A 24,584-nucleotide genomic window follows, 5' to 3' on the forward strand; every position below is an offset into this window, starting at 1 on the left:
ATTATTTCTCCTGTGAGGACTGGAATAACCGGAAATTCTTTGTTGCGAGCAATGCCATGATCGCTGTGGCCAGCATCATCCCGCCCATCACATAAAAGATGTCATTAAACGCGATGATTTGAGCCTGCAACTTAATGTCTTTAATTAATATTGCATAGGCGGTCTGTTGAACGTTGAGGTTATTTAGCGAGCCACCGTGATGGATCAAAAGCGCTTTGACGCTATCCACGTAGCGATTAAACGCATCGCTATCGGAAATTATCGTCGATTGGATCTGTTTGGCATGCATCCACGCATGATTAACGTAGAGGGTGGAAAGAATAGCCGTACCCATTGAGCCGCCAACGCTGCGGATAATGTTAATCAGAATAGCGGATGAGGCGCTATCTTTGGACTGGACATTACGGGTAGCAATCATGGAAAGCGGCACCATGATAAAGGGTTGCCCCAGCGCCCGAACCAGTAACGAAAGTTTCATCTGCTGCCCTGCGAAATAGCTATCCATATGTCCATTCATGAATGAACTGATAGCCAGACAGGTGAAGCCGATGAAAATCATATAGTTCAGGTTGAAAATCTTAAGCAACTTCGGAATAAATGGAAGGATTACCAGTTGCGGCAATCCCATCCAAATCACGACATTGCCAATCTGCAGAGCGTCATAGTTGTGCACAGTGGTAAGATAAAATGGCACCATAAACAGCGTGCCATAAATAGCTATTCCCAGCATAAAGAACATAATGCAGGCATGTGAGAACGCCGCGTCTCTGAACATGCGGATGTTAATTAATGGGGAAGGGTGCACAAGCTGATCGTAAACGAACCCTAAAAATGCGACTACCGAGATCACGATAAGTGAGCAGATAAGGTTAGAATCCAGCCAGTACAGATTGCGCCCCTCTTCCAGAACGACCTCCAATGAACCTAACCACAGCATTGCGGTGAGGATGCCGATAAAATCACCGTCGCGGATCACCTGCCAACGAATGGGCGGACGTTTCTTCTCATAATTAATTAGGCCGTAAGCGAAAACAGCAGGCACGGCGTTGATGTAAAAAATAGCGTGCCAGGAGAACGTCTCTGTCAGCCAGCCGCCCAGAGAGGGACCAATTGCCGGAGCAAAAGTGCCCACAATGCTGAATAAAGACATCCCGAAGGGGCGTTTTTCCTCCGGTAAGGCCTCAATAATCAGGCGAAATGAAAGAGGGATCAGAGCACCGCCGCCGAATCCCTGTAACGCCCGAAAGACAATCATGGAATTCAGGTTCCATGAAAATGAACACAGTATTGACGCTGCGAGGAAACTGCCGAGACACCACAACGCATAGCGGCTGGTGCCAAGCGCCTGCGCCAGCCAGCCGCACAGAGGAATGGCGATAATCTCAGCGGTAAAGTAAGAGGTCATTAGCCATGAACTGTCATCCAGCGTGGCTGATAACGCACCCTGAATAACCTTCATCGACGAGTTGGTTATTTGGATGTCTAGAACAGCCATAAAGCCACCAAGCAGACCGCCAATAACGGTGCACCAGCTACGGAAAGATACTCTTGTATTTTCCTGCACGGTTACGTTCATAACAGAACCTGTTTTACACGCTGAATAAGTTCTGTGATGAAAGGTTCGTTCATCATGGTGATGTGATTGCCTTGCGCTGGCAGGAGGGTAATAGGTTTATCCGTCAGGCTCTGCCAGCCAAGCCCAGGCTCAGGCAACCGTATCCTTCCAGGAAAATCTTCCTGCGCTTCGGCTACCACAATGTTTCCGGTATAAGGCGCACCGACATAGCGATCGCTGGCATTGATGTGCGTCCATAAAATTACCAGAAAATGACGAAAATGCTCGAAACTCAGTGATGTTGGGACCAGCTCAGCGCGTCGAAATTCACTCATAAACAGATGGGTGCGTTCATCATGGCTCATCGCGGCCAATTTCTCTTGCGTGATATCGAAATGCTTGCCGGTAAACATCGCGACTTTTTGGGCATAATAAGCCAGACGAACGCTGTCGCTCATATTCTCAGTGTCATCAATGCGCACTTGCGGCGCGGGTTGGTCAAACACCAGAAGTGTTGGTGCCCGACCTGTGATGCTGGTGATCTGTTGGCCCATTTCGAAAGCAATAGTCGCGCCCAGCGACCAGCCGCCAATAATCAGTTTTTGGCGATGGAACAGATCCTTTGCCTGTCGCAGGTAGAATGCGGCCAGAGAGGATATTTCGCGGTCATAGTCGTGAATTTGACTAAAATCAACGATCTGAAGACCGTAGACCGGGTAACATGACTCCAGAGACTGCAACATGGGGTAATAGCAGAGTACGTTGCCGCCTGCTGGATGAATCATCAGAAAGGTAGGCAGGCTCTCGTCACCCTTGTTCAGCGTCACCAGAGAAGTCAACGCCTGCGAAGTGCTGGCCCGCTCCACAAACTGCGCCAATTGAGAAATACTGCTATGTTCAAGCAACTGTCCCAGAGATAAAGCAGTGCCGAATTGCCGGTTAATCTGCATCACTAGTTTTAGCGCATTGATCGAATTGCCGCCCAGTTGGAAAAACTTGTCATCAATATCGATATCACTAAGATTGAGCACGTCGCAATAAAGCTGATGCAGTTGATGCTCCGTTTCACTTTGCGGGCATCGACACACAGTATTGCTCGACAACGTCATTGTGTTCAGCTGGGTATAGTTGATCTTACCGCTGGCGGTGAGCGGTATCGACTCAAGCCATAACCATCTGTCCGGTAACATAAAGTGAGGTAACCGGGCACGAGCATAATTTTTAATATCATCCTGTTGCCGCCCGGGTACCGTCGTTAAAAAGACAAGTAATTGTTGTTCATCGTCACTGACCGGTTTTACTAACGCAGCGGCTTGGGTTACGCCGGGGCACTGATGAAGAACGTGTTCGATTTCGGCAAGTTCAACCCGGAAGCCGCGGATTTTCACTTGGCGATCGATACGCCCTAAGTACTCAATATTGCCATCTGTCAAGCGGCGTCCTTTGTCGCCAGTACGGTACAGGAGTTCATCTTTAAGCAGAGGATGGGGAATAAAGGCACTGGCGTTTTTGTGCGAATGACTGCCAATGTAGCCAGCGCTGAGGTGCGCACCGCCAATGCAGATTTCACCCGGCAAACCGTCAGCCACGGGTTGGAACTGATTATCTAAAATCAGCAATTGTACACCGGGGAAAGGTTTACCGATGGGCAGATAGCTGCCTTCCGGCAACTGTGTGTCCGGCATTACTTCCCATGTTGTGACCCCTACGGTGCTTTCGGTTGGCCCATAGTGGTTCAAAATGCGGCAGTGGGCATCCAGCGCTCGCAAATGTTCAATCAGCGACCAGGGCACCCGCTCGCCTCCCAACACTAGCAGGGAGGATGGAAGCAGAGCGGCCATGTTTTCACCCTGTAACAACACACTAAGATGGGATGGCGTGATTTTTATGCAATCGAGCGGCTGATGCGTGAGTAATTCTGCCAGCCGGGACGAATCCTGCAATGTACTATTACTGATAATGTTTAAACAGCCGCCACTGGTTAGGGCAGGGAAAAGCATGGTATGAGCCAGATCGGTTGTGAAGCTGGAGAACATACCATAATGCGTCCCTGCAGGTTGTTGCAAGACCTGACGAGCGTTATCGCAATAGCAAGCAAGTTGAGCGTGATTGACCTGTATACCTTTCGGTGTGCCTGTACTACCTGAGGTATAAATGAGATAGGCGGGGGCATCCGGAGCGACGTTCGGCAGCGGCTGCCGAGTAAGAGATTGGGGTATCACATGAATACTGAGGCAAGTCGTCCCGTCAAACGTGACATTATCGCTCTCGGTGAGTATCCAGTGTGCCGCAGCATCGTCGATCATATACGCTAACCGTTCACGCGGCAGGGTGATATCCAACGGGAGATAACATCCACCGGCGCGCAAAATAGCCATAATGGCTATCACGTAGTCGTTGCCCTTCTCCATATGAATACCAACCACATTACCAGGTTGTAAGCCCTCTGCCAGCAGGCATTGAGCCAGATTTTCTGACTGTTCTTCTACCTGTTGATAATTCAACGCACTATCATCGCAACGCACCGCCATCTGGTGCGGGATGTTATGGGCAACCTGGACGAATTGTCGGTGTACTGATGCGCAATCGGCTTGCGGTTGAGAGCTCCAGGTCTGGTACTGGCTTCGTTCTTCGTCACTCAACAACGAGATCTGCGCGAGGGTGATATGCGGGTTGCCCACGAACTGGCATAGTATCGATTGGAAATGTTCCAGCATCTGCCTGGCCGTGCTTTCACGGTAAAGGGTCGAGTTGTAATAGAGCGTCAATAACAGCTTATCGCTGTCTTCTTCGACCCAGAGGTCAAGTTCGGTTTTTGAAACGCCATAATCCACTTTTAAAGGTTTAATCGATGTTTGGCTATCTTCATAGAAATGCGGAAAAACCTGATAGCATAGCATGGCTTGGAACAGGGGATTCACCCGAGGTGAGCGCACAAAACTGATGTTGTCTAGGATCATGTTGAAAGGAACGTCCTGATAAAGCATCGCCTCAGCGCAGTTCGCGCGCACCTGTGCCAATATTTCATCAAATCGAGATTCCGCACGGATATCCCCACGCAGCGGCAGGGGATTCATAAAAAGCCCCATCAAATCCCGACTCGCTGCATGATTTCGGTTTGCGAAAGGAATTCCGACGATGATTTCGTTCTGACCACTGTAGAAGTACAGCAAGACTTGCCAGGCGGTTAACATAGCATGAAACAGAGTGCTGTTATGATGACTACACAGCACGCTTAAGGTTTTTTGCAAATCACGATCCAGTGTCTGGCTGACGATGCTGCCCCGCGAATTCATTTGTGCAGGACGTGGCGCGTCGGTGGGAATATTCAGTATACCCTGTACGCCATCCAGTTGTTTTTTCCAGTACGCCAGACCTCGGTTGTAATGACCGTTAATTTGCCACTGGTTTTCTGCCAGTGCATAGTCAGAGAATTGCAAAAAATCATCAACTGCTGGCATAATGCCATTTTCCAATTGGAAATAGATCCCCATTAACTCCCTGAAAAAGAGATTCATTGTCCAGCCGTCAGAAATAATATGATGAAGCGTTAGCATCATCACATACTCATTATGTTGGGTTTTAATCACCCGCCAATAGGAAAGTGGCCCACGGGATAGATCAAAAATCCGGCGTCCTTCTTTGAGCGCTTGCTTATCAATACGATCCTTTTTCTCCTCTTCTGGCATGGTTACGATATCTTCATAGACGAAATTAAAAATAATATCATCCGAGATACATTGCATCACTTCACCATTAACCATCTGAAATGTTGTGCGTAAAATAGTGTGCTTACGGGTCAATAACGTTAACGCGTGACGTGCTTGCTCCTGATTGAATTCGAGCGCCATATGACAAACAAAAGCATAGGAATTGTTATAGGCTCTTTTATCTTCAAGGTATTGATCAAGCATCCACATGCTTTTTTGCGAACTGGTCAGCGGAAATTGTTTACGCTTAACATCGGTGCAGCGCTGAATTTCGTCTTGTGTCTTGTCTGCGGTTTGTATTTTTTTCTGGCGGGCTAATTTTTTTATTTCATCCAAGCTTAATGAACGAATAACATCGCTTTTGTTTGTCATATTCTTTTCTTCCTAGGTAGCATGTCGGGTCATAGTGATAGTGTGCACTGGCAGCTATAACGCGATATTTATTTACTCGATTAATGCGCCAACCAGCAGATTAGCCATGCCTCTGATAGTTTGATCCTGATAGAAAAGATCCACGCGAATATCAACTTCAAAAATACTCGATACAATAGAAACAACGTGTACAGACAGCAGAGAGTTGCCCCCCAGCTCCGTAAAATTGTCCAGCACGCCAATACCAGAAATCCCAAGTATGGATTGCCATACATTTGCAATTTCTTTTTCAATATCATTTTCTGGCGCAACATATTCCACCGACAAGGCCGGACGGCCATGCGAATCCGAAACACTGGCTTCGATTTGTAAACTATCTTCCTTTTCTTTTTCTGGGATCGCTTCAAAAATTAATTGATCCAGATCGGATGTAACCACCACTAACTGTGGGAATTCCAGGTGATTAAGAATATGTTTTACAGCCTCCTGTCCTTCAAAATAGAGGATGTCTTTATTCTGTAAATTAACTTTTACCTCAGTTATTTTATTTATTTCACCGGCACTCACCTGATTATTATCCGTGATTTTAATCAACGTATAATTCTCAAGTGTCATCAATCTCTTACCCTGCGCCGAGAAAAATACAATGTTCATAACAATGGTATTATCCTGGGATCGATGGGGCTGATTTAATTTCGCATGAACAAAACACTCTTTTTCTAATGGCGCATGGAAATCAATATGCCCATAACTGATCGGCAGGAAATGATCTTTCGTCAAACTCGACAAACACGCGACAGCGACCGAATCAATCATTGCCGGATGAAAGACATAACGTTGCAGATCGCCCACGAACTCTTTTGCCAGAGCTTGACTAATAAACCATTCGGTTTCATTTTTGCGCAGTTCAGCGATAGTATTCCAACGATGACTTAGCGCTAGGAAATCTTCATTGGTGCTCAGCGCGTAATCATTGATAACAGTAGAGCAACGCCGGCGAATCACATCCGGCTGCTCATAGTCGTCATCCACTTCTTTAGCTTCGCCAATCTGACCAAATGCGTGTTCTTGCCAGTTAAAGTTCAGAATTCCGCGACTTTTCAGGCTGAATTTGTAACCTTTATCCTGTTGGGTAACAACCAGATTCATTTCTCGCGGCCAGGCGTTATGGTAAAGCACTGGTGTGCTCAGCATCAGATTCTTAACTTGTAACTCTTCGCCTAGTTTAAACACATTCAGATATTCATTCAGCAGAGACAAAATAGAGGTCCCGACTAACGTGGGTGTTTTTAATAAGCGGTGCTCGTCAATCACCCAATCTTGATTGACTGAAAGATTTACGCGAAACACTTCTTCACTGGCTTTACTTTCAATTTTCGTAAGAAGATCGCCGGTAATTTTCTTAAATGTCGTGTTTCTTCCTTTTTCATTGAGCTGCTTATTCCATCGCGCGGCCATACCAATATCACCCCACTGGCCCCAGTTAATGGACATGCTACAGCCCGGGCGATGTTGATTACGATAATGGGCGAAAACGTCCATAAAGGCGTTACCTGCGCAGTAATCAATACGAGCGGGATCGCCTACAATGGCGGAAATGGAAGAGAACAAGAGGAAGAAATCCGGCGCTCTGTTAGCCAATAGTTCATCCAAAATTAATGTACCGCGAACTTTTGGATTTAGCACTTCAGTACAGTTAGATGTGTTTTTGAGGGGAATAATCCCACCTCCGACGACACCCGCCGTGTGGAATACGCCATCAATATGAGAGAATTCAGCCAGACCCGCTTTCATACCGGCGTAATCGCAAACGTCTACATTCAACAGATGCACGTGATTACCTTGTTCTTCCAGATGCAAGATACAGGCGAGTTTTTCGCTGAGGGCATCATCCACTGCATGTTCTTGAAGCCAGGATTGCCACTCTTCACGTGCCGGCAATGGTGAGCGGTACGTCAGAATCAATGTCGCATTGCTGCTCTGCGCCAGTTGCTTCGCAACCAGCATACCGATCCCTCCTAAACCGCCGGTGATTAGATAAACACCATCATCGCGAATAGCTACGGTTTTATTGCTTTCTTCAGAAGAGAGCGGCACCTGTCGATAGGCTTCTTCCCAGCGATAACCCTGACGGTAGGCGACCAAATTGCCATCGGTATCGATATTGCTTTCATCGATCAGCAGGTTGGCGATGTCCGCAGCTGGGGCATCAAGATCAATATCTACCAGGTGGCAACGCACTTCATGATATTCATGGTAAAAAACCCTGGCAGGTCCAGTAAGCAGGGCTTTATGCGGCGAACCGATAGGCTCACCCGCAACGCTGAAGATATTGTTGGTGACAAGCAACAAGCGCAAGCCGTCTAACAGGTTTTCTGCAATCAGCGCCTGTTGCAGGTACATTGGGCTGTAAAATGCGTCGCACTGTAAAATCTCACAGGAATCAATCAACCGGGCATTGTCATTTTCCTTAGAGAGGCTCCATAAGTGAAGGATACGGGTTGGCGTTAACTCTCTTTTCTTAATGTTGCTGAACAGGCTAACGTAATGCGCGCTTTTATCAGGATCGATCACGAAAACATTGTCGTTCTCCTGGTACGTTTTACCCTGCGTAACGGTGATAACAGTAAAACCGTTCTCTCTAAGCTGTGAGAGCAGCGCATCAGCGACGCCCTGTTTATCTGTAAAAATCACCCAACAGTCTGTTGCTACCGCAGCGACCCTGCCACTCATGTACTTCCCCGGGATCGTCTGATGCCAGGCTGGCATATAAAACCAGTTACTAATATTTGATTGTTTTCTCTTACGCGCATTAATGGAACGATTATCCAGCCCGCTTAACGCTTCCATATTCACCATCGGAAGACGGAACTCTTTACGTTCAAAAGGATAGCTTGGCAGCGGCAGGCGCAGACGGCGCTGACCGTTATAATAACCAGACCAATCAATAGTTACACCGCTGCACCATAAATTACCTAATGCTGCTAGAAATTGTTCGCCAGTCAGCGCGACATCTCTAGCCATAGGCAGGGATGTGAAAATTGCCGGGTTTTCTGCCGTATTGATATGCTGTTTTGCAGCAGACTCCAGCGATCGGCCTGGGCCTACTTCTAGGAAAACAAATTGGTTATGCCCCTGGGCAATTAACGTTTTGAAAGCATGCGTGAACAGAACCGGCTGACGAACATGGTTGACCCAGTAATCATGGCTCTGCGCTTGGCTATCAGTGATCCAGTTGCCAGTCACGGTAGACACAAAGGGGATGGTAGGGGGATTAAAGGTGATTTTTTCGATCACCTTACGGAAATCATCAAGCATCGGCTCCATCATGTAAGAATGGAATGCATGAGAGGTGTCGAGGAGTTTGTAAAAAATACCGTCGTCTTCCAGTTTGTTCTGGAAGGTTTCAATCTCAACCAACCCGCCTGAGACCACGCACAATCCAGGATAGTTTGCGGCTGCAATCTCAAGATGGCTTTTAGATAAATATTCGCGCAGAGCATCTTCTTCCATCAACACGGCAAGCATAGCGCCTGCCGGAAGCTGCTGTACCAGTTTTCCTCGCATTGCAACTGCCGTCAGCGCATCCTCCAGAGACAATACGCCAGAGAGACAGGCTACGACATATTCACCCACACTGTGGCCGATCATAAGGTCTGGTCTCACACTCCATGACAGCCATAACTGTGCCAGCGCGTATTCCACGACAAAGAGCGCAGGTTGCGTGTACTGAGTTTCATTGATGAGATCTTTATTCGTACTTTCTGTGTCCTGAAAAATGATGTCGTGCAGATTATGTTCGAGGATGCTTTCAAGGTGAGCGCAACATCTGTCCATATGTTCGCGGAAAGTAGGATAACTGTCGTATAACTCGCGCGCCATGTTGACATACTGGTTGCCCTGGCCTGGAAACATAAACACGACAGATTTGTGATTTTTTCCTGATTGCGGTGCGATCACTGTGGGTTGCGCGAGTTTATTGAGCAACGCCTCACGGTCACGCGCAACAACAACTCTGCTGTGCACCATACGTTGACGTCCGACCTGCAAGGTATAAGCTACATCCGTCAGGTTGACCTCTACATTTTGCTGTAGATACTGCCTGAGGTTTTCACGTATCTTTTCAAGCGCAGAGAGGGTTTTTGCCGAGTACGGGAATAGCAGATAACCTTCCGTTGAGCTGCTGGCAGGTACTTCAGGTGCTTCTTCCAGAATAACGCAGGCATTCGTTCCTCCTACACCAAAAGAATTCACCAATGCCCGTAGCGGTTTACCGTTAGCGTTCAGCGGGTGCGTTTCTGTGTTCATGATGAACGGGCTGTTTTCAAAATCGATGTTAGGGTTTGGTGTTTTGTAGTGCAGCGAAGCAGGCAGAACGCGGTTTTTCAGCGACAGCGAGGCTTTGATTAAACTGGCAACACCGGATGCGGTATCGGTATGACCGATATTAGTTTTGACCGATCCCAGGCGACAAAACTGATTTTCAGAAGTGAATTCCTGAAACGTTTGGCACAGAGAGCTAAACTCGATGGGATCGCCCAGCGCCGTAGCGGTTCCGTGCGCTTCCACAAAGTTAATGGTAGTTGGATCGACGTTGGCGCGGTGCAATGCCTCTTTGGCAACGGCAACCTGACCGTCGATACCTGGCGCAGTAAAGCCCGCTTTGATATTACCGTCGTTATTAATGGCACCGCCTTTAATTACCGCATAAATATGATCGCCATCGCGTATAGCATCACTCAGTCGTTTCAGAAGCACGACACCGACACCACGGCTAAATACGGTGCCGTTCGCCCGGGCATCGAAGGCGTAACAATGACCGTCAGCCGATTCCATTCCCCCCTGCATATACAGGTATCCACGGCGTTCCGGCGTATCAATTGAAACACCGCCTGCGACTACCATATCGCTTTCACCGTTCAGCAGGCTATTAACGCCCATAACAATCGCGACCAGCGCCGTGGAGCAGGCTGTCTGTACGTTAATACTGGGGCCTTTAAGGTTCAGCTTGTAGGAAACCCGCGTCGTCACATAATCTTTGTCGTTGTTGGTGACCAGTGAAGCGCCGCTTGTATACTTCTGAACTTCCTGGTTGGCGCTAGCCTGTTGCAGGTACCAGGCTGTGCCGGTACCGCCAAACACACTGACTTTCCCAAGATATGTCGAGGGCACGTAGCCGGCATTTTCAAAAGCCAGCCAACTGCACTCTAGGAAGTTTCGGTGTTGTGGATCCATGATTTCCGCGTCACGGGGCGTAATATCAAAGAAGCTGGCATCGAAATGCTGTGCATCACCTAGGATCCCGCGGCGGCGAATATAGTTCGGCGCTGCGATAAGTTCTTCATCCACACCGGAAGCGCGTAATTCTGCTTCAGTAAAGGTGGTAATCGTTTCCAGACCGTCAAGCAGGTTGCGCCAGTAAGTGGTAATATCTTCCGCGCCAGGGAAGCGGCCCGCCATGCCGATAATGGCGATGTCTTTATCGCGTACGTTAGCGAAATTATTCATGAGCGGTGACTCCATTTGATGATTTATTGTCTGCTTTATCACTTTTATTACTGGAAGCGGATTTAAGGCCTTTCTCAGCTAGATAAGCGCTCAATGCCTTAACGGTGGGATACTGATACAGATCCATAATAGATACTGAAATATCAAGGTTCTTTTTGATTTCTCTATGTGCCTTTGACATTAGTAATGAGTTGCCACCCGCATCGAAAAAATTTTCATGGATAGATATAGCTAAATCATATTAATATGACATAATATCTAAATCTAAAATGACAAGGCATAAAATGAGATGGGCTACAGCTTAGATTTTCGAAAGAGAGTACTGGCATACAAGGACAAGCATTCGTTGACTTTCGAACAAACGAGTGCCCATTTTGAAATCTCCATGCGCACCTTGTTCCGGTGGTGCAATCAGATAGAACCTTGCATGACCCGCAATAAACCCGCCACGAAAATCCCTGATGCGGTGCTCAGGGCAGATGTCCAAAACTTTCCCGATGACTATCAATGGGAAAGAGCAAAACGTTTAGGTGTCTCACAATCAGCTATTCATTACGCCCTGAAACGGCTTCGGATCACCCATAAAAAAAACGTTAACACACCCTCGCGCTGATCTTCAGGCTCGTCAGGCATTTATCGAGCGCATCAGCGACTATGAACGGACGGGCAGGCCGATTGTGTATTTGGATGAAAGTGGTTTTGCTCAGTCGATGCCACGTCAATATGGCTATTCGGAAAAAGGGTTACGCTGTTTTGGTCCGCATGACTGGCAGGCAAAAGGCCGTATCAACGTCATTGGCGCCATTCTCGAAAATACCTTCGTCACCTTAAGCTTGTTTACCGAGAATATTAATGCCGACGTTTTTTATGCGTGGATGACGCAAGATTTGCTGCCAAAGCTTCCACACGGCGCCGTGATAGTGATGGACAATGCGCCTTTCCATAAACGGAATGATACGACACAAGCGATAGCAGACAGCAGGTGTCAATTGGAATGGCTTCCCGCTTATAGTCCGGATTTGAACCCGATAGAACACAAATGGGGCGGAGCAAAAGCGATAAGGAGGCAAAAAAGATGTTCAGTTGATGAGTTGTTTACGGAGCATATTGAATATGTCAGGTTATGTTGATTTTGCTATAAGTTTTTATTGTTGAGCACCTGTTCCCATATTTTGATGATTTCAGTTTCAATATTTGATGCGGGAGGTACGATATTTTTTGTCGTGCGTCTTAGGCTTTTTTTGAAATTATGATGGAGAGAAGTCTTATCCACTTTGCCGTTGGGTAACGTGGGTATAAGAGCCTGTTCGATAAGATATGAAGGGATCATATAAAACGGCAGGATATTGTAGAGATATTCTTTTAGCTCCAGTTCCTGCACGGTTTCGTTTTCTTTCACAACATAAAACGCAACGATCTCCAATAGTTTGGGCTCATCATTCTCTTCTAGAATCACGACAGCATCAGATAATTTGCTGTAATTGCGAAGGGTGACTTCTATTTCATTTAATTCCACCCGGTAGCCACGCAATTTAACCTGATTATCTACGCGCCCGAGAAATTCTAGTACGCCATCTTCCCGTGCTCGAACAATATCGCCAGTCTTATACATCAGGCCTGGCGCATCCGTTACAAATAGTTCGGTCACGAAACTGTTACGCGTCTTTTCCGGCTCATTGATATAGCCTTGCGCCAGAATATCGCCTGCCAGATACAGCTCACCTGCTTTACCAGACGAAAGCACATTGAGTTGTTCATCCAGAACATACGCTCTGGCATGAGGAATAGGAATACCGATAGGCACAATGGTTGCATCCGCACCGGGTTGGCACAACCAATGGCAGGCATAGATAGTGGTCTCCGTCGGGCCGTAAAGGTTGTGAATCTGACCGGTAAATTGCGCAGCCAGATCGTCTACCAGCTTCTGATCCAGTGCTTCGCCGCCAGAAAAAATATGTTGCAATTCACTACAGGCTTGCAGCTTTTGTGCTGCAACAATGGCGCGCAGCGCCGTCGGAACGAATTGAACCACGGTGACACGGTGTTGCTGCATAAAATTGATTACCTGATGGGGATCATACTTAATATCATCAGAAATCAGTGCGCAGCTCGCACCGGTAATCAGCGGCCAGAAAATCTCCCACACTGATATATCAAAGCTGAAAGTGGTTTGGTTAAGTACTACATCTCGCTGTGCTATCTCGAAAGCGTCCTGCATCCACCAAAGATAATTCACAACAGTGCGATGCCGGATCATGACGCCTTTTGGCTGGCCTGTAGATCCTGAGGTATACATAACATAACACAGGGCATCGTCATCAACCTCGGGTAGTGGGAAATGGCAGGATGCATTCAAATGCAGCGCGGTAATATCTATTTTTTTATCATCATCGACCAGTATTCTGGCCGCCAATGCCGGGTCAGTCATAATAAAGAGAATGTTCGCGTGGCGCACAATATACAACAGGCGTTCTTGAGGATAGGAGGGATCAAGCGGGACATAGCAAGCGCCCGCCTTTAATATTCCTAATAGACTGACAATTAGTGAAACACCTTTATGGAGATATACGCCAATTTTATCACCCGGATTGACACCTTGTTTAATTAAATAACCAGCCAGAGCTGTTGAGCGATTATCCAACTCCTCATAATTTATTGATGAATTATTACTTCTCAACGCTATGGAGTTAGGTGTTTTCATTTTCTGCGCCATAAATTGCGCATGAATTGTCTTTTCCGATTTCATAACCGGTTTCCTTCATTCTAAGATAATATACAACAACGCACAGAATAATCCGGGGCGAGTGCTCTTTCTGCTGATGAGTAACAAAAGTTAAATCTCCTGAAATACTTTTTGACTGATGTCACTCACGTAAGTTTTTCTCATTCCAGTTGTCTACTCATGTAGGCTGCTCTTATCTTGAGCTTGACGGACAGAATACAGGAAAAAATCGGGCTGTAGACTCAGACAGCAACATCGTTGATTGTGTGTTTACCGCGCATAGAGATAAGACAGCTGCCCTGCATTTCTTTAAAAAATCGATGGGTCAACATGGTCAATCGGATATCGTCATGATGGATAAAAGTGGGGCTAATAAAGCGGCAGAGATCGATTTAACTTAATGAAAATAAAAGAAATAATTGTCTGTTATCCGGCAGAATAAATATCTCAATAATCTGATTGGACAGGATCACTTCAATGTTAAACTTCGGACGGTTCCCATGCTGGGTCTGCAAAATTTCCGACGAGCCCAGACTCGGTTAGCTGGTCATCATAGACAGGATCTTAAACATTAACTGTATATTTTAGGTAGAAAAAAGGCTTCATTTATGATCTGATAATCGTCGCCAAATTCATATCAAAACCACGGATGAAGCCTATGACGATTATCGCTATAAAACACCAGTTAATGCAATTTTTTAGTGACGTTTCTTTGCAAAAGATAGCGTTTAGCTGCGGATTTACCCAACGCATTAGAAATATTGAACCCCGTACATTGCTTCTTAGTCTGATTGCAGCGCTCAGCACAGGTAAAATCACCTCTATTGCCCAATTACATCAGAAGTTTAATGGCCTGTGCCCTGAAGCTCAGCAATAAGTCAGTTACCGACCGTTTTACAATCAGTTACGTAAACCGGCCTTTGAGGAATTTGTAAAAATTATCGTTAGGTTTGTCATGGCACAATGGGTTGAAAAACAAGAGTCGATACCTAAAAAATTAGCTCAATTTCAAAATGTTATTTTGCAGGATGGCAGTTCATTCAACGTGCATCCTGCTCTCGCGGAGGTTTTCCCCTCTCGATTCAAAACAACCTCTGCCGCCATTGAATGCCATATGACGATGTCGTTATTGAGCCAGACACCAACGGGCATGGCGGTGACGGCGGATACCGCGTCTTAACGTGCTTATTTACCTGCGCCGGCAACATTACGGAGGCAACTCTTGCTTGCGGATGCAGGATATCCGGATTTTGATTATTTTGAACAACTCTCCCATTTTGGCGCTTCATTTATTGTCAGAGGAAGCAACTCACTGAATTCTCAAATTGTCGCCGCGCATAATGGACAAGGGAAACCACTGCGGAAACTGGCCGGAAAAACCTTAAAAGAAGTCACCCGTAGAACCAACCGGTCAGAAGTCTTAGACCTATGCTGTAGGAGAAAAGGCTATGAATTCCGGATCATCCGTCGCTGGTTTGCAGAAAAGAAACGGTTTTGCATTTGGCTGACAAACTTATCGCCAGAGGAGTTTACCGCGAATAACATCATGGACATTTATCGTTGCCGCTGGCAGGTCGAGTTGTTATTCAAGGAATTGAAATCACACAGCAACTGGCAAGGATTTACCACCCGAAAAGCGTCGTTAGTCACCGGGCTTATCTGGTCAAGTTTGCTCGCATTGCTGGTCAGGCGAACAATGGCAATACGACTATTTCCAGAGGTGGCTTTGCTTAAAGCCGCTCAAAATACAGATATATGGTTACGGCCGATAATAGAAAATTTGCTCCAACGAGCCTGGTCGGAAACCGACTTTCTTCTCGAAAAGGCGAGAGGATATTTATTTCGGAATGCCTGTAAAACGCAACAAAGAAAATCATGCAAAAACAAGACATTGAATGCGTGTTTTGAAAGGCTTAATTCTTAAGATCCTGCCTATGAGCTGGTCATAAGTAAATCTCAAAAATGAGGTAATAAATAAAATTCAATTAATTATAGATATTGCCAACTATTGCGATGTCGTTGATGGAGAGTTTATAAATTATTCCAAGTCTTCAATTATGATAATGCCACACAGGCATTCAGGCATTCAGGCATTCAGGCATTGATAAATATACTTATAACAAATTGATTATCTTATCAGCAGTGGCTTGTCTGATATATTTCTTACAGTGCGAGAGAAATTGAGAAATGAATGATTCATTACTCCCTATCTTTAATAAGATAGATATAATTGCAGAGGATACATTTGACTCAATCGCCGTCATGTTTGAAGAAAAGTCTCAAACCTACTTCCAACTTAAACAAACTTCGACGCGTATCGCACATTATTTATTTAATGAATTTGGACAAAAAAATCGAAGCGGCGTAATAGCGGTATATCTGGATCCCTGCCTTCATTTACCCGCTATTTTTTTGGCAATCATGAAAGCTGGTTTTACCTATGTTCCCCTTTCAGACTTTCATCCGTTGGAAAGAATAGCGACTATTATTAACGACTCATCATCCTTCTTGGTAATCACTTCCCGAGAAATAAATCAGCGTAACAATCTGACAAGCCTGAGCAAAACCGTTCAATTTATAGAAGATCTGATGGCATTGCCGGAAAGCTTGCCTCCTTGCGCATTGCCTGACGTTGCTGCTGATGACCTCGCCTATATCCTCTATACTTCTGGCTCAACTGGCACCCCGAAAGGCGTGCTGATTGAACATGCTAACATGGATTACTATCTGAATTGGTTCAATGAAGATTTATGGCCAGTGACCCGCACCAGGCTACCATTAACTGCATCGCTTAGCTTTGCGGCCGTAGTCACGCAACTTTATGCTCCTCTGTTACGAGGCGATACGCTGCATATTCTACCCAAAAACATTCTTCAACAGTATCCGGTATTGTTGAATTGGTATCGACAATATCCGGACGGAGCACTTTATTGCGTTCCCACCATTTGGGAAGAATTACTAAATTATGTTCGGCAGCAATGTGACGCCGATGCCCAACTGCTGCCGAAAACCGTGTTTTTATCAGGCGAGGCGGTATCAAACAATCTCAAAAATCGCACTTTCCGCGAGGTGCCGGATATTTGTTTATTTAATTTATACGGTCCAACAGAAGCAACAGCGAACGGTTCGTTCAGTCGGTTATGGCCAGAAAATTCTGTTACTATTGGTAATGCGTTACGCGGCAGCGAATTACTGATCGTTGACGAGCAATGTCTGGAAGTGGAGCCGGGCGAAGTGGGTGAAATTTGTATTATGGGCGATGGAGTCTCCCGGGGATATATAAATCGCGAAGACCTGACGCATCAACGTTTTTATAAGGTTAAACGTCAGGGCCGCACTTGGCGGGTGCATCGTACGGGGGATTTAGGCAAAATGCTTAATAATAACGAAGTACTTTATCTGGGCCGTTGTGATCAGCAATTTAAAATCAATGGGGTGCGCATCGCAGCTGAAGAAATTGAACATGCATTGATCTCCCATACGGGGATCGCAAAAGCCATCGTGCGCTGCGATGATAGTTTGACCACGCCCAGAATCATTGCTTATCTTGTTGCTACGCATGTGCGTATCGCCGAAACGGAATTACGCCGTTTCGTGTCGACAAAACTGCCTACGGTCATGGTTCCAGCTTGCTTTATCTATTTGAATGCGATTCCTAAATTGCCGAATGGTAAATTGGACACTCACCGTTTGCCGAAACCTTCGCCGTTGCGCCCTTCCCTTGCGATACCCTTTATCAGTGCGGCGAATGAACTGGAACAGGAAATCATTGATATCTGGCAGGATGTGCTGGGCATCGTTAACCTGGGCGCAAACGACAATTTCTTTGAGCTGGGTGGTAATTCACTGAAAATAATGCAGGTTCGCTATCGCATTCGTTATCAATTGTATGCTGATATTGATTTCGATTGTTTCTTTGCGAATCCGACGCCACGGATGTTGGCGAGCGTTGTGCCTTATTACAGCAATAACGATATTGTCCGCCATGACGATAAGGATGAATCGCAGGGGATCTTATCTTCCCAGCAACGCTATTTCCTTACCTTGGAGTTGATGAACGAAAATTTGGGGCTGTACCAAATCTATTGTGCCATTGATATCCATGGCAGCATTAATAAAAGCGCTGTTAACCATAGTGTGTCACGCATCCTTGAGCAAAACGCAGTGTTGCGCACTCAATTTGATCTTAATAGCGACCCGATTTGTAGCCGAATCGTACCCGTATCAGCAGTGAATGTTCCTCTTCTGAATGTGGTGTTGCCTGAAGAACGCCCTTTACGTGACAGAGTGTTGCTTGAGATAGCGTGTCGTGAGTTAGCAGGTTTTGAACAATCGCCATTAGCAGATTTCTGGCTGCTTGAGAACGCGCCGGATCACCATGTTCTCTTGTGCAGAGTGCATCATACCCTTTTCGATCATGATGCTATCACACCTTTCTTTCGGCAGTTTGTCAGCTATTATCAGGCATTCCTGGCTGGCGATATCATGTATCGCATTAAAGCGGACTGGCAATATGCCGATTATTGTCGCAAGCAACGCAAAGTTAATACCTCTGAGCAATGCGTTAAGGAAACGGAATTTTGGCGTCAAACATTAGCGGGATATCGCCGTCAGGGGGCGGTATCATCACCTGCCCTGCAATCTTCCCAATCGGAGGGCCACAACTATCTGGTGACGCTGAATGCTAAACAGAGCGCTCAGTTACGACATTTTTCTCAACAAAATAATGTTACGCCATTTATTACATTGTTGACATTATTCAGTCTGGCTTTACAAAAAACAGCTTACTGTAATCAGCCGATTGGTATTCCGACTACAGATCGCGTCTCACAAGAGGATGCGGATACTATTGGCTGTTTCGTCAATATGACCAGTTTCTTTATCGATATTAATAGTGAAGAGCCTTTTAATCATTTATTAATTCGCTGCAAAAAGCATGTGTTTTCATTGCTGGAAAACCAACATTTACCTTATCAGGGCATAGTTAATGCATTGCGTCATTCGCCTAATAAATCCCTGTTGTATTTTTCGACAGGGTTTAATTACTTAACGACGCTTCCAGAGACAATAAACATCAATAACTGTCAGTTAAGCATCAATGAGATATACAGCCATTATTTTAAGCTGGACTTAACTTTACTTATCCAGGACGCCGAAAGTTTTACGCTGTGCTTTAATTATAATCCGCAAGTATTCTCTGAAGGTAATCTCAAAGCGTTATCCAAAGAATATCTTGTGTTGCTGTTAAGGATTGGGGATTGGCTGGCAGATCATGCAGAGGATCGTTAGAGTAACGTTTGAAATTAAGGTGGTTTTTTGAGCGACCACACAGTAATGCCAGTAACTTCCGCTATTCGCACATAGCCGACTGTTTGATTAGATCTCGTAGATCATCAATAGTGTCAGATCGAGTCTTAGTTGGTACAACCAAATCGTTTTTGTCCAGAAGTGAGTTAGAGCAAGTTGCCTGATTTGGTCACACCATAAAATTAGAACGGGTAGATTGCATTCGAATCAATTCAAATAATGCCATCGTGTTTCTGGCATTATTTTCAGTATCAGAAAATGAATTACCCATTGATCTTAATATATTCATTGATTAGCGTAGTCAGACTTATCCATGATCCGGTCGCTTGTGAGGATCACCTTCGGGCAGCGACACCCACACTCCCGTAGCCTGCAAGGGAGTACACACTGTGTGGTACATCTGCCCACCTTTGGAAGCAGATATCATCTTTGTTGATGATGAAGGTTATTTAATCCACGCTGGCAACCCAGCCAGTCAACCCGGACGGGGAACATGCTTCCCGTCGGGCAAGGTGTTCTCCGTTATTTTAAAGGAGTCCACCATGCAACAAAACGAAACCAGGACAACGGTGCATGCTGTACCGGCGTCTGAATTGTCCCCTTTTGCGGACGTCTTTCCGCGAAGTAGCCCACTGGAATTGAGGCTGCTGGAACACTCGGTCATTAAAGCGGCGGTTACGCTGTGTGAGGATTACCGGTGTGATACCTGGCAGTGCCGGAAAGTGTCCGACAAAATTGCCTATGCTGTGAGGAGCTGGAGCAGTATTACCTGAAAACCATCAACAAGTACGAACGGGAGGATGTTGACCGGATTGTAGAACTCTTTTCCTGTACCGTGCTGGGGCTGGCGCAGGAACCCGGTGATTTTCTGGGCAGTGTGTTTATGCAGCTGGGATTGGGTGATAAAGACCTCAACCAGTTTTTTACCCCCTGGTGCGTGGCCAGAATGATGGCGGAGATACAGTTGCAGGATGTCTCTGCACGCTTGCAGGAGAAACCCTTTGTCACGCTGTACGAGCCGGCTTGTGGGGCGGGTTGTATGACGCTGGCCGCTGCCGACGTCTTGAGAGCGCAGGGGCATGATCCGTTATGCAGTCTGTGGGTCTCAGCGATTGATATTGATCCGCTGGCCGCGGTGATGGCCTACATCCAGTTTGCCCTGACCGACATTCCGGCCGCCGTCACCATTGGCAATGCCCTGCATGATGGCGGCAGTCAGCGAACCCGCTATACACCGGCACATTATCTGGGTAACTGGTCGAACCGTTTACGGGAGCATCAACAGCCACAGGCAGCCTGAATTTTTTCAGTATCTTAACTGAACCGCCGTATACGGACCCGTATGTACGGTGGTGTGGGAGGAGGCTAATCGTGAGATTAGCCCCTATCCCGATTTTTGATTAGTGTTAATGCATTGATTTATAGTAAAAATTAAGGTGATCCGATAAGTGAATCCATGGATGAATCGGGTCAGTTTAATTTTCATTTCCGCAAAAAGAGTTTTCCCTTGTTTCCGATTGGGATCCACCGACACTGAACCCAATTTGAACGGAAAGAGGAAAGACCATGTTTGCGCGTTTTAAATCGCATTTTGCCCGCCAGTCTGCCATACCGCAAAAATTATCCGAACAACAACCGGCCGCCATTCGTGACAGCCGGGGCTATTTCCGGCCGCAATCGGCTGACGAATTACTGGCAACCGCCCTGCGTCGTCAATGCCTGCAACAGTTATGGCAAAACAGTGCCTTGCCCGAAGGGCTGTATCAGCGTTTCTATCTTGCACCGGTGAAGCAATTGCTGGGCAGTGTCCAGCAAATACCCGCCACACCGGAAGGTGACTGGTCAGGGGCAGGGGGATTTGCCGACCTGACGCTGCAATTTACCACCTGTGCCGTGCGGCTGGCGAAGGGTCATCTGTTACCACCGGGGGCGGCACCGGAAACGCAGGCGGCCCAGAGCTTGCTATGGCAGGCGGTGGTGTTCTGGGCGGCGTTGTTTTACCACCTGCCGTTATTGCGACAGCTCGAAGGGGAACTGGAAGACGGGCATGTCTGGCAACCGGGCATGGGTATCCCCGATAAACCGTTTCGTTTCCGTTTTCGCGCACCGGAGAACATACCGTCGGTTCCACAAGAAGTGTTGCTGGCTGCCTGTTTGTTACCAGAAAAAGCCATGATGTGGCTGGTGAGCGTACCGGAAGTCTGGCATTGTCTGATGCAGCATCTCAATGGGCGTCCCTCCACTGTTCCGCTGATAGATACATTGCTTCAGGACGCTGCCGGGCAGGTTCATTCCCCTTTGCGGGGGAAACAGGAAGTTTCTCCATCTCCGGCGAAGGAGGCGGCGTGCTCTTCCGAATACAATCCGGTACCGGAAACGACACCCACGCCGCCTGTCAGTGAAATCACAACCCCACCGCCATCCGTATCTGATGATACCCTGACATTATTATCCTTATTTCAGTCACCTGATGGATCTTCGCCGCAAAATCAGGGAAAAAGTCACCCCCCCGCCTCAAAACTGACCAAACGGTCAAAACGGGAGAAAGAAAGTATTGCCCCTGACAGTCACCTGCATTCATCATTTAAAGATAAATAATTCAAACAGTTATTTTTATTTTATTGCCGCGAATTGTTTTTGGACAGGAAACGGCAGGATGAGCCGAGGAAAAAATAATATGTTGCACACAGCAGAAGCCCACAGTTGGGAAGCGCTATTAGAAGAGTACTTTTTTTCACATATCCTGAGACCGGATACCGAATGGAGTTATCGTAAGGTCACACGGGGTTTTATCCGGTTTATGGGGGAAGCGGCATCACCGGCGCAGATCACTCATCGGGATGTGTTGCGGTGGCGGCGCCATCTTCTGGTGGAAAAAAAGCAGTCGAGCCATACCTGGAACAATAAGGTAGCCCACCTGCGGGCGATTTTTAATTTCGGTATGGCGCAAAAATTGCTGCCCCACACCGACAACCCGTTTAACCACGCCGTGGTTAAAAAAGAGAAGAAAAAGAAGAAGATTTTGAGTCAGTCGCAGATAACCCGTATTAACCTGTTGATGGGGAAGTTTGCGGAAGAAGAAAGAACCGACGTGATGCCACGGGGAGGGCGGTGTGCCCTGTACCCAACCTGGTATTGGTCAACCGTGCTGGCGACATTGCGCTTTACGGGGATGCGCAGAACCAGTTACTGCACCTGCGGCTGCGGGATATTAACCTGGAAAGCAATTATATTGAACTGGGACTGGAAGGCAGTAAAAACCACAGCGAATGGGAGATACCGATTATTCCGCAACTCAAACCCCGGCTGGCACAACTCGTGGCAAGGGCGATGGCTGCCGGTGCTGAAGGCCACGATCCGATTTTCGATCTCAGCCGGTTAAGCGTGCCGCACCCCAGCCGGCTTTCCCGTTACCAATATGATATCAATCGGGAAAAACAACAGCTCCGTTCTTTCTTTCGTCGGCTGTCCAGGGAGTGTGATTTTGCTGTCTCGCCTCACCGTTTTCGCCATACCGTGGCAACGACGCTGATGAAAGCGCCGGATCGGAACCTGCCGTTGGTGAAAAGATTACTGGGGCATCGTAATGTGGCGACCACGATGGAATACATTGATCTCGATATGGAAGTGACGGGGAAAACACTGGAGCGGGAGCTGGGATTGTACACCGATCGTTCTGATGAGCCTGCCGGTGAGAAGGAATAAAGCGGATTAAAAAAATCAGGGCAGATCGCAGGATGGATTAAGGAGGAGATAGCGTGAGCTGCCCTGCATCAACAGTGATGGGATGGAAAAAAGCGTTCATGCTGATCCGGTATCCCGTCGTGAAGTTTTCACCTGACTTGACATCAGAATCAATTACTGAAATCATTACCTTAAACAAGAAAAGGGCAACTGATAAAACAGCCACCCTGTCATCTTGTCTTAAATGTTCTTATCAACTAAACAGTACAAATTGAACTGATTAGGCTTTAACATTTAATTAACGATTGATTCTTTTTCGCGCTTTTGTCAGGAAATTTAACAACCTAGGACAAACCCGCATGGAAACTTGGTGCCCGGAGGCGGAATCGAACCACCGACACGGGGATTTTCAATCCCCTGCTCTACCGACTGAGCTATCCGGGCTAACGGGGCGCATTAAACCGTATTCAGCCCAATCCGTCAAACACTTTCTACATAAATTTATTTATATGCTTTTAATTCACACAACAAGCTATAAATCTAAACAAAATGGAGAAACAATCGCCTCTCCATTTGTTATTTCCCTACTATCCGCTCATTGATTATCAACTATCTGCGATAGCTTTTCTGTGCATTGTTCACTTTCATCAAATAGTGACGTGATTCAGCAGAAGGGTGTTTATTGGTCAGGGTTGAATAAACTTCACCAGGTTCCATTGAGTTGATGATTTGAATCGCTTTCTTTTTATCATTGGAGAATACGCGCAATACACTGCCGGCACCGCCATTGTAAGCTGTGATAACGGAATATCGGCGTGAGGTCGCGTTTTTGATTTCCCCTAAATAGGTATTTTGCAATATCGACAAATAAGCAGTGCCGGCATCGATGTTGTTCTCAGGATCGAAGAGATAATTGCGGCTAGGCTGGCCTGATTTTCCTTGCATCTTGAAAACATCTCGTCCGGCAGTGTGTTGCATTACCTGCATAAGCCCCAAGGCATCAGAGCGGCTGACGGCATAAGGGTTAAAACTGGATTCAGTCTGCATGATGGCAAGGATGAGAGATTCATCAACGCCATATTTTATGGATGCTTTGCGAACGATAGGAAGGTATTTATGGGCACGTTTGTCCAAATGGTTAGGCACCAACTGTATGGTAACTGACCAAATGATGTGTAACCCCGATTGACGTTTTTGCAATTTATTTTGGATCAGATAATTGGCAAAATGACGTGCGCGCCACTCCCAGCGAATGGGCTCACCAGTGTTATCTAAAACCTGCCCATATAGAAAGGGTTCTTTGCTGATCTGAATATCGTTGGCGTCGGAATAAAGATCGATAGTTCCTGGATCATCTCCCATCAGCAAAGTTGTAACGATCGCTTTGCGTAAATGTTCAGCGGGTTCAATGGGGGAAATGGTTTCAATCGTAATGTTTCCCGTCTCAAAATTAATATGGCTGCGGGTCTTATAGTGATCTGTATATTTAACGTAATCTTTTGGGCCTGCGATTAAAACTTCCTGCAAACCCCAAATATTTTCAATATCGTGGGCAAATTGCCCCATCAAAATATCGAATCCATTGGTGTCTTTTATATATTCTTCGTTGTATTCAGCGTCTTTTTTGCTAGAACAGGAAATTAAAAGTGGAGCAAGGAGGATCAGGGCCAGCAGTCTTTTCATTTTACAATGCCGTTGGATATTAATACTGTTGGATATTGAGGTT

The 24,584-nt window shown here is 46.5% G+C and carries 12 protein-coding genes, 1 tRNA gene and 3 pseudogenes; 8 read left to right on the forward strand and 8 right to left on the reverse strand.

What is annotated here, in order from left to right; all coding sequences use genetic code 11:
* Position 1: 1 nt before the first annotated feature.
* From AAC853_RS11390 to AAC853_RS11405, 4 genes are all read right to left on the reverse strand, one after another.
* A complete protein-coding gene (locus AAC853_RS11390) occupies positions 2-1,576 on the reverse strand; it encodes a DHA2 family efflux MFS transporter permease subunit (RefSeq protein WP_340614637.1) in 1,575 nt (524 codons plus the stop codon).
* The gene (locus AAC853_RS11395) at positions 1,573-5,637 is read right to left on the reverse strand and encodes a non-ribosomal peptide synthetase (protein WP_340614638.1); all 4,065 of its coding nucleotides are present in this window, start codon (positions 5,635-5,637) and stop codon (positions 1,573-1,575) included. The genes AAC853_RS11390 and AAC853_RS11395 overlap by 4 nt, the downstream gene beginning before the upstream one ends.
* Before the next feature lie 72 nt (positions 5,638-5,709).
* Positions 5,710-11,160, reverse strand: coding sequence for a type I polyketide synthase (locus AAC853_RS11400; RefSeq protein ID WP_340614639.1), 5,451 nt, complete (start codon positions 11,158-11,160; stop codon positions 5,710-5,712).
* Complete coding sequence (locus tag AAC853_RS11405) at positions 11,138-11,374, reverse strand: acyl carrier protein (RefSeq protein ID WP_340614846.1); 237 nt, start codon at positions 11,372-11,374, stop codon at positions 11,138-11,140. The genes AAC853_RS11400 and AAC853_RS11405 overlap by 23 nt, the downstream gene beginning before the upstream one ends.
* Positions 11,375-11,434: 60 nt before the next feature.
* Here AAC853_RS11405 and AAC853_RS11410 point away from each other — a divergent pair, with 60 nt between their 5' ends.
* Both AAC853_RS11410 and AAC853_RS11415 read left to right on the forward strand, forming a co-directional pair.
* Entirely contained in the window at positions 11,435-11,758 is a 324-nt protein-coding gene (locus tag AAC853_RS11410; RefSeq protein WP_340614640.1) for an IS630 transposase-related protein, read from the forward strand.
* Positions 11,759-11,780: 22 nt separating this feature from the next.
* A complete protein-coding gene (locus AAC853_RS11415; RefSeq protein ID WP_340614847.1) occupies positions 11,781-12,275 on the forward strand; it encodes an IS630 family transposase in 495 nt (164 codons plus the stop codon).
* A 5-nt stretch (positions 12,276-12,280) separates the two neighbouring features.
* On the opposite strand, the gene AAC853_RS11420 is transcribed toward AAC853_RS11415, so the two are convergent.
* Positions 12,281-13,891: a non-ribosomal peptide synthetase gene (locus AAC853_RS11420; RefSeq protein ID WP_340614641.1), complete on the reverse strand. Its 1,611-nt coding sequence runs from the start codon at positions 13,889-13,891 to the stop codon at positions 12,281-12,283.
* A gap of 146 nt (positions 13,892-14,037) precedes the next feature.
* On the opposite strand from AAC853_RS11420, the pseudogene AAC853_RS11425 reads away from it, so the two are divergent.
* The 6 genes and pseudogenes from AAC853_RS11425 (at position 14,038) to AAC853_RS11450 (ending at position 22,879) form a co-directional block, all read left to right on the forward strand.
* Positions 14,038-14,442: pseudogene (locus AAC853_RS11425) on the forward strand (DDE-type integrase/transposase/recombinase).
* Positions 14,443-14,525: 83 nt separating this feature from the next.
* A pseudogene (locus AAC853_RS11430) lies at positions 14,526-15,791 on the forward strand (IS4 family transposase).
* A 263-nt stretch (positions 15,792-16,054) separates the two neighbouring features.
* Positions 16,055-19,156: an AMP-binding protein gene (locus AAC853_RS11435; RefSeq protein WP_340614642.1), complete on the forward strand. Its 3,102-nt coding sequence runs from the start codon at positions 16,055-16,057 to the stop codon at positions 19,154-19,156.
* 730 nt (positions 19,157-19,886) lie between these two features.
* Complete coding sequence (locus AAC853_RS11440) at positions 19,887-20,474, forward strand: N-6 DNA methylase (protein WP_340614643.1); 588 nt, start codon at positions 19,887-19,889, stop codon at positions 20,472-20,474.
* 266 nt (positions 20,475-20,740) lie between these two features.
* Positions 20,741-21,772 carry a TraI domain-containing protein gene (locus AAC853_RS11445; protein WP_340614644.1) on the forward strand — a complete coding sequence of 344 codons (1,032 nt, stop codon included), beginning with the start codon at positions 20,741-20,743 and terminating at the stop codon, positions 21,770-21,772.
* A gap of 79 nt (positions 21,773-21,851) precedes the next feature.
* A pseudogene (locus AAC853_RS11450) lies at positions 21,852-22,879 on the forward strand (tyrosine-type recombinase/integrase).
* 37 nt (positions 22,880-22,916) lie between these two features.
* On the opposite strand, the gene AAC853_RS11455 reads toward AAC853_RS11450, so the two are convergent.
* The 3 genes from AAC853_RS11455 to mltC all read right to left on the reverse strand — a co-directional run bounded on the left by AAC853_RS11455 (position 22,917) and on the right by mltC (position 24,541).
* Positions 22,917-23,084: a hypothetical protein gene (locus AAC853_RS11455; protein ID WP_167383256.1), complete on the reverse strand. Its 168-nt coding sequence runs from the start codon at positions 23,082-23,084 to the stop codon at positions 22,917-22,919.
* A gap of 142 nt (positions 23,085-23,226) precedes the next feature.
* Positions 23,227-23,302 (reverse strand) — tRNA-Phe (locus AAC853_RS11460).
* Positions 23,303-23,467: 165 nt separating this feature from the next.
* On the reverse strand, positions 23,468-24,541 hold the full coding sequence (gene mltC / locus AAC853_RS11465) for a membrane-bound lytic murein transglycosylase MltC (protein ID WP_340614645.1): 1,074 nt from the start codon (positions 24,539-24,541) through the stop codon (positions 23,468-23,470).
* Positions 24,542-24,584: the final 43 nt, after the last annotated feature.

This window comes from Xenorhabdus thailandensis, from assembly GCF_037996785.1.
Lineage (GTDB): Bacteria > Pseudomonadota > Gammaproteobacteria > Enterobacterales > Enterobacteriaceae > Xenorhabdus > Xenorhabdus griffiniae.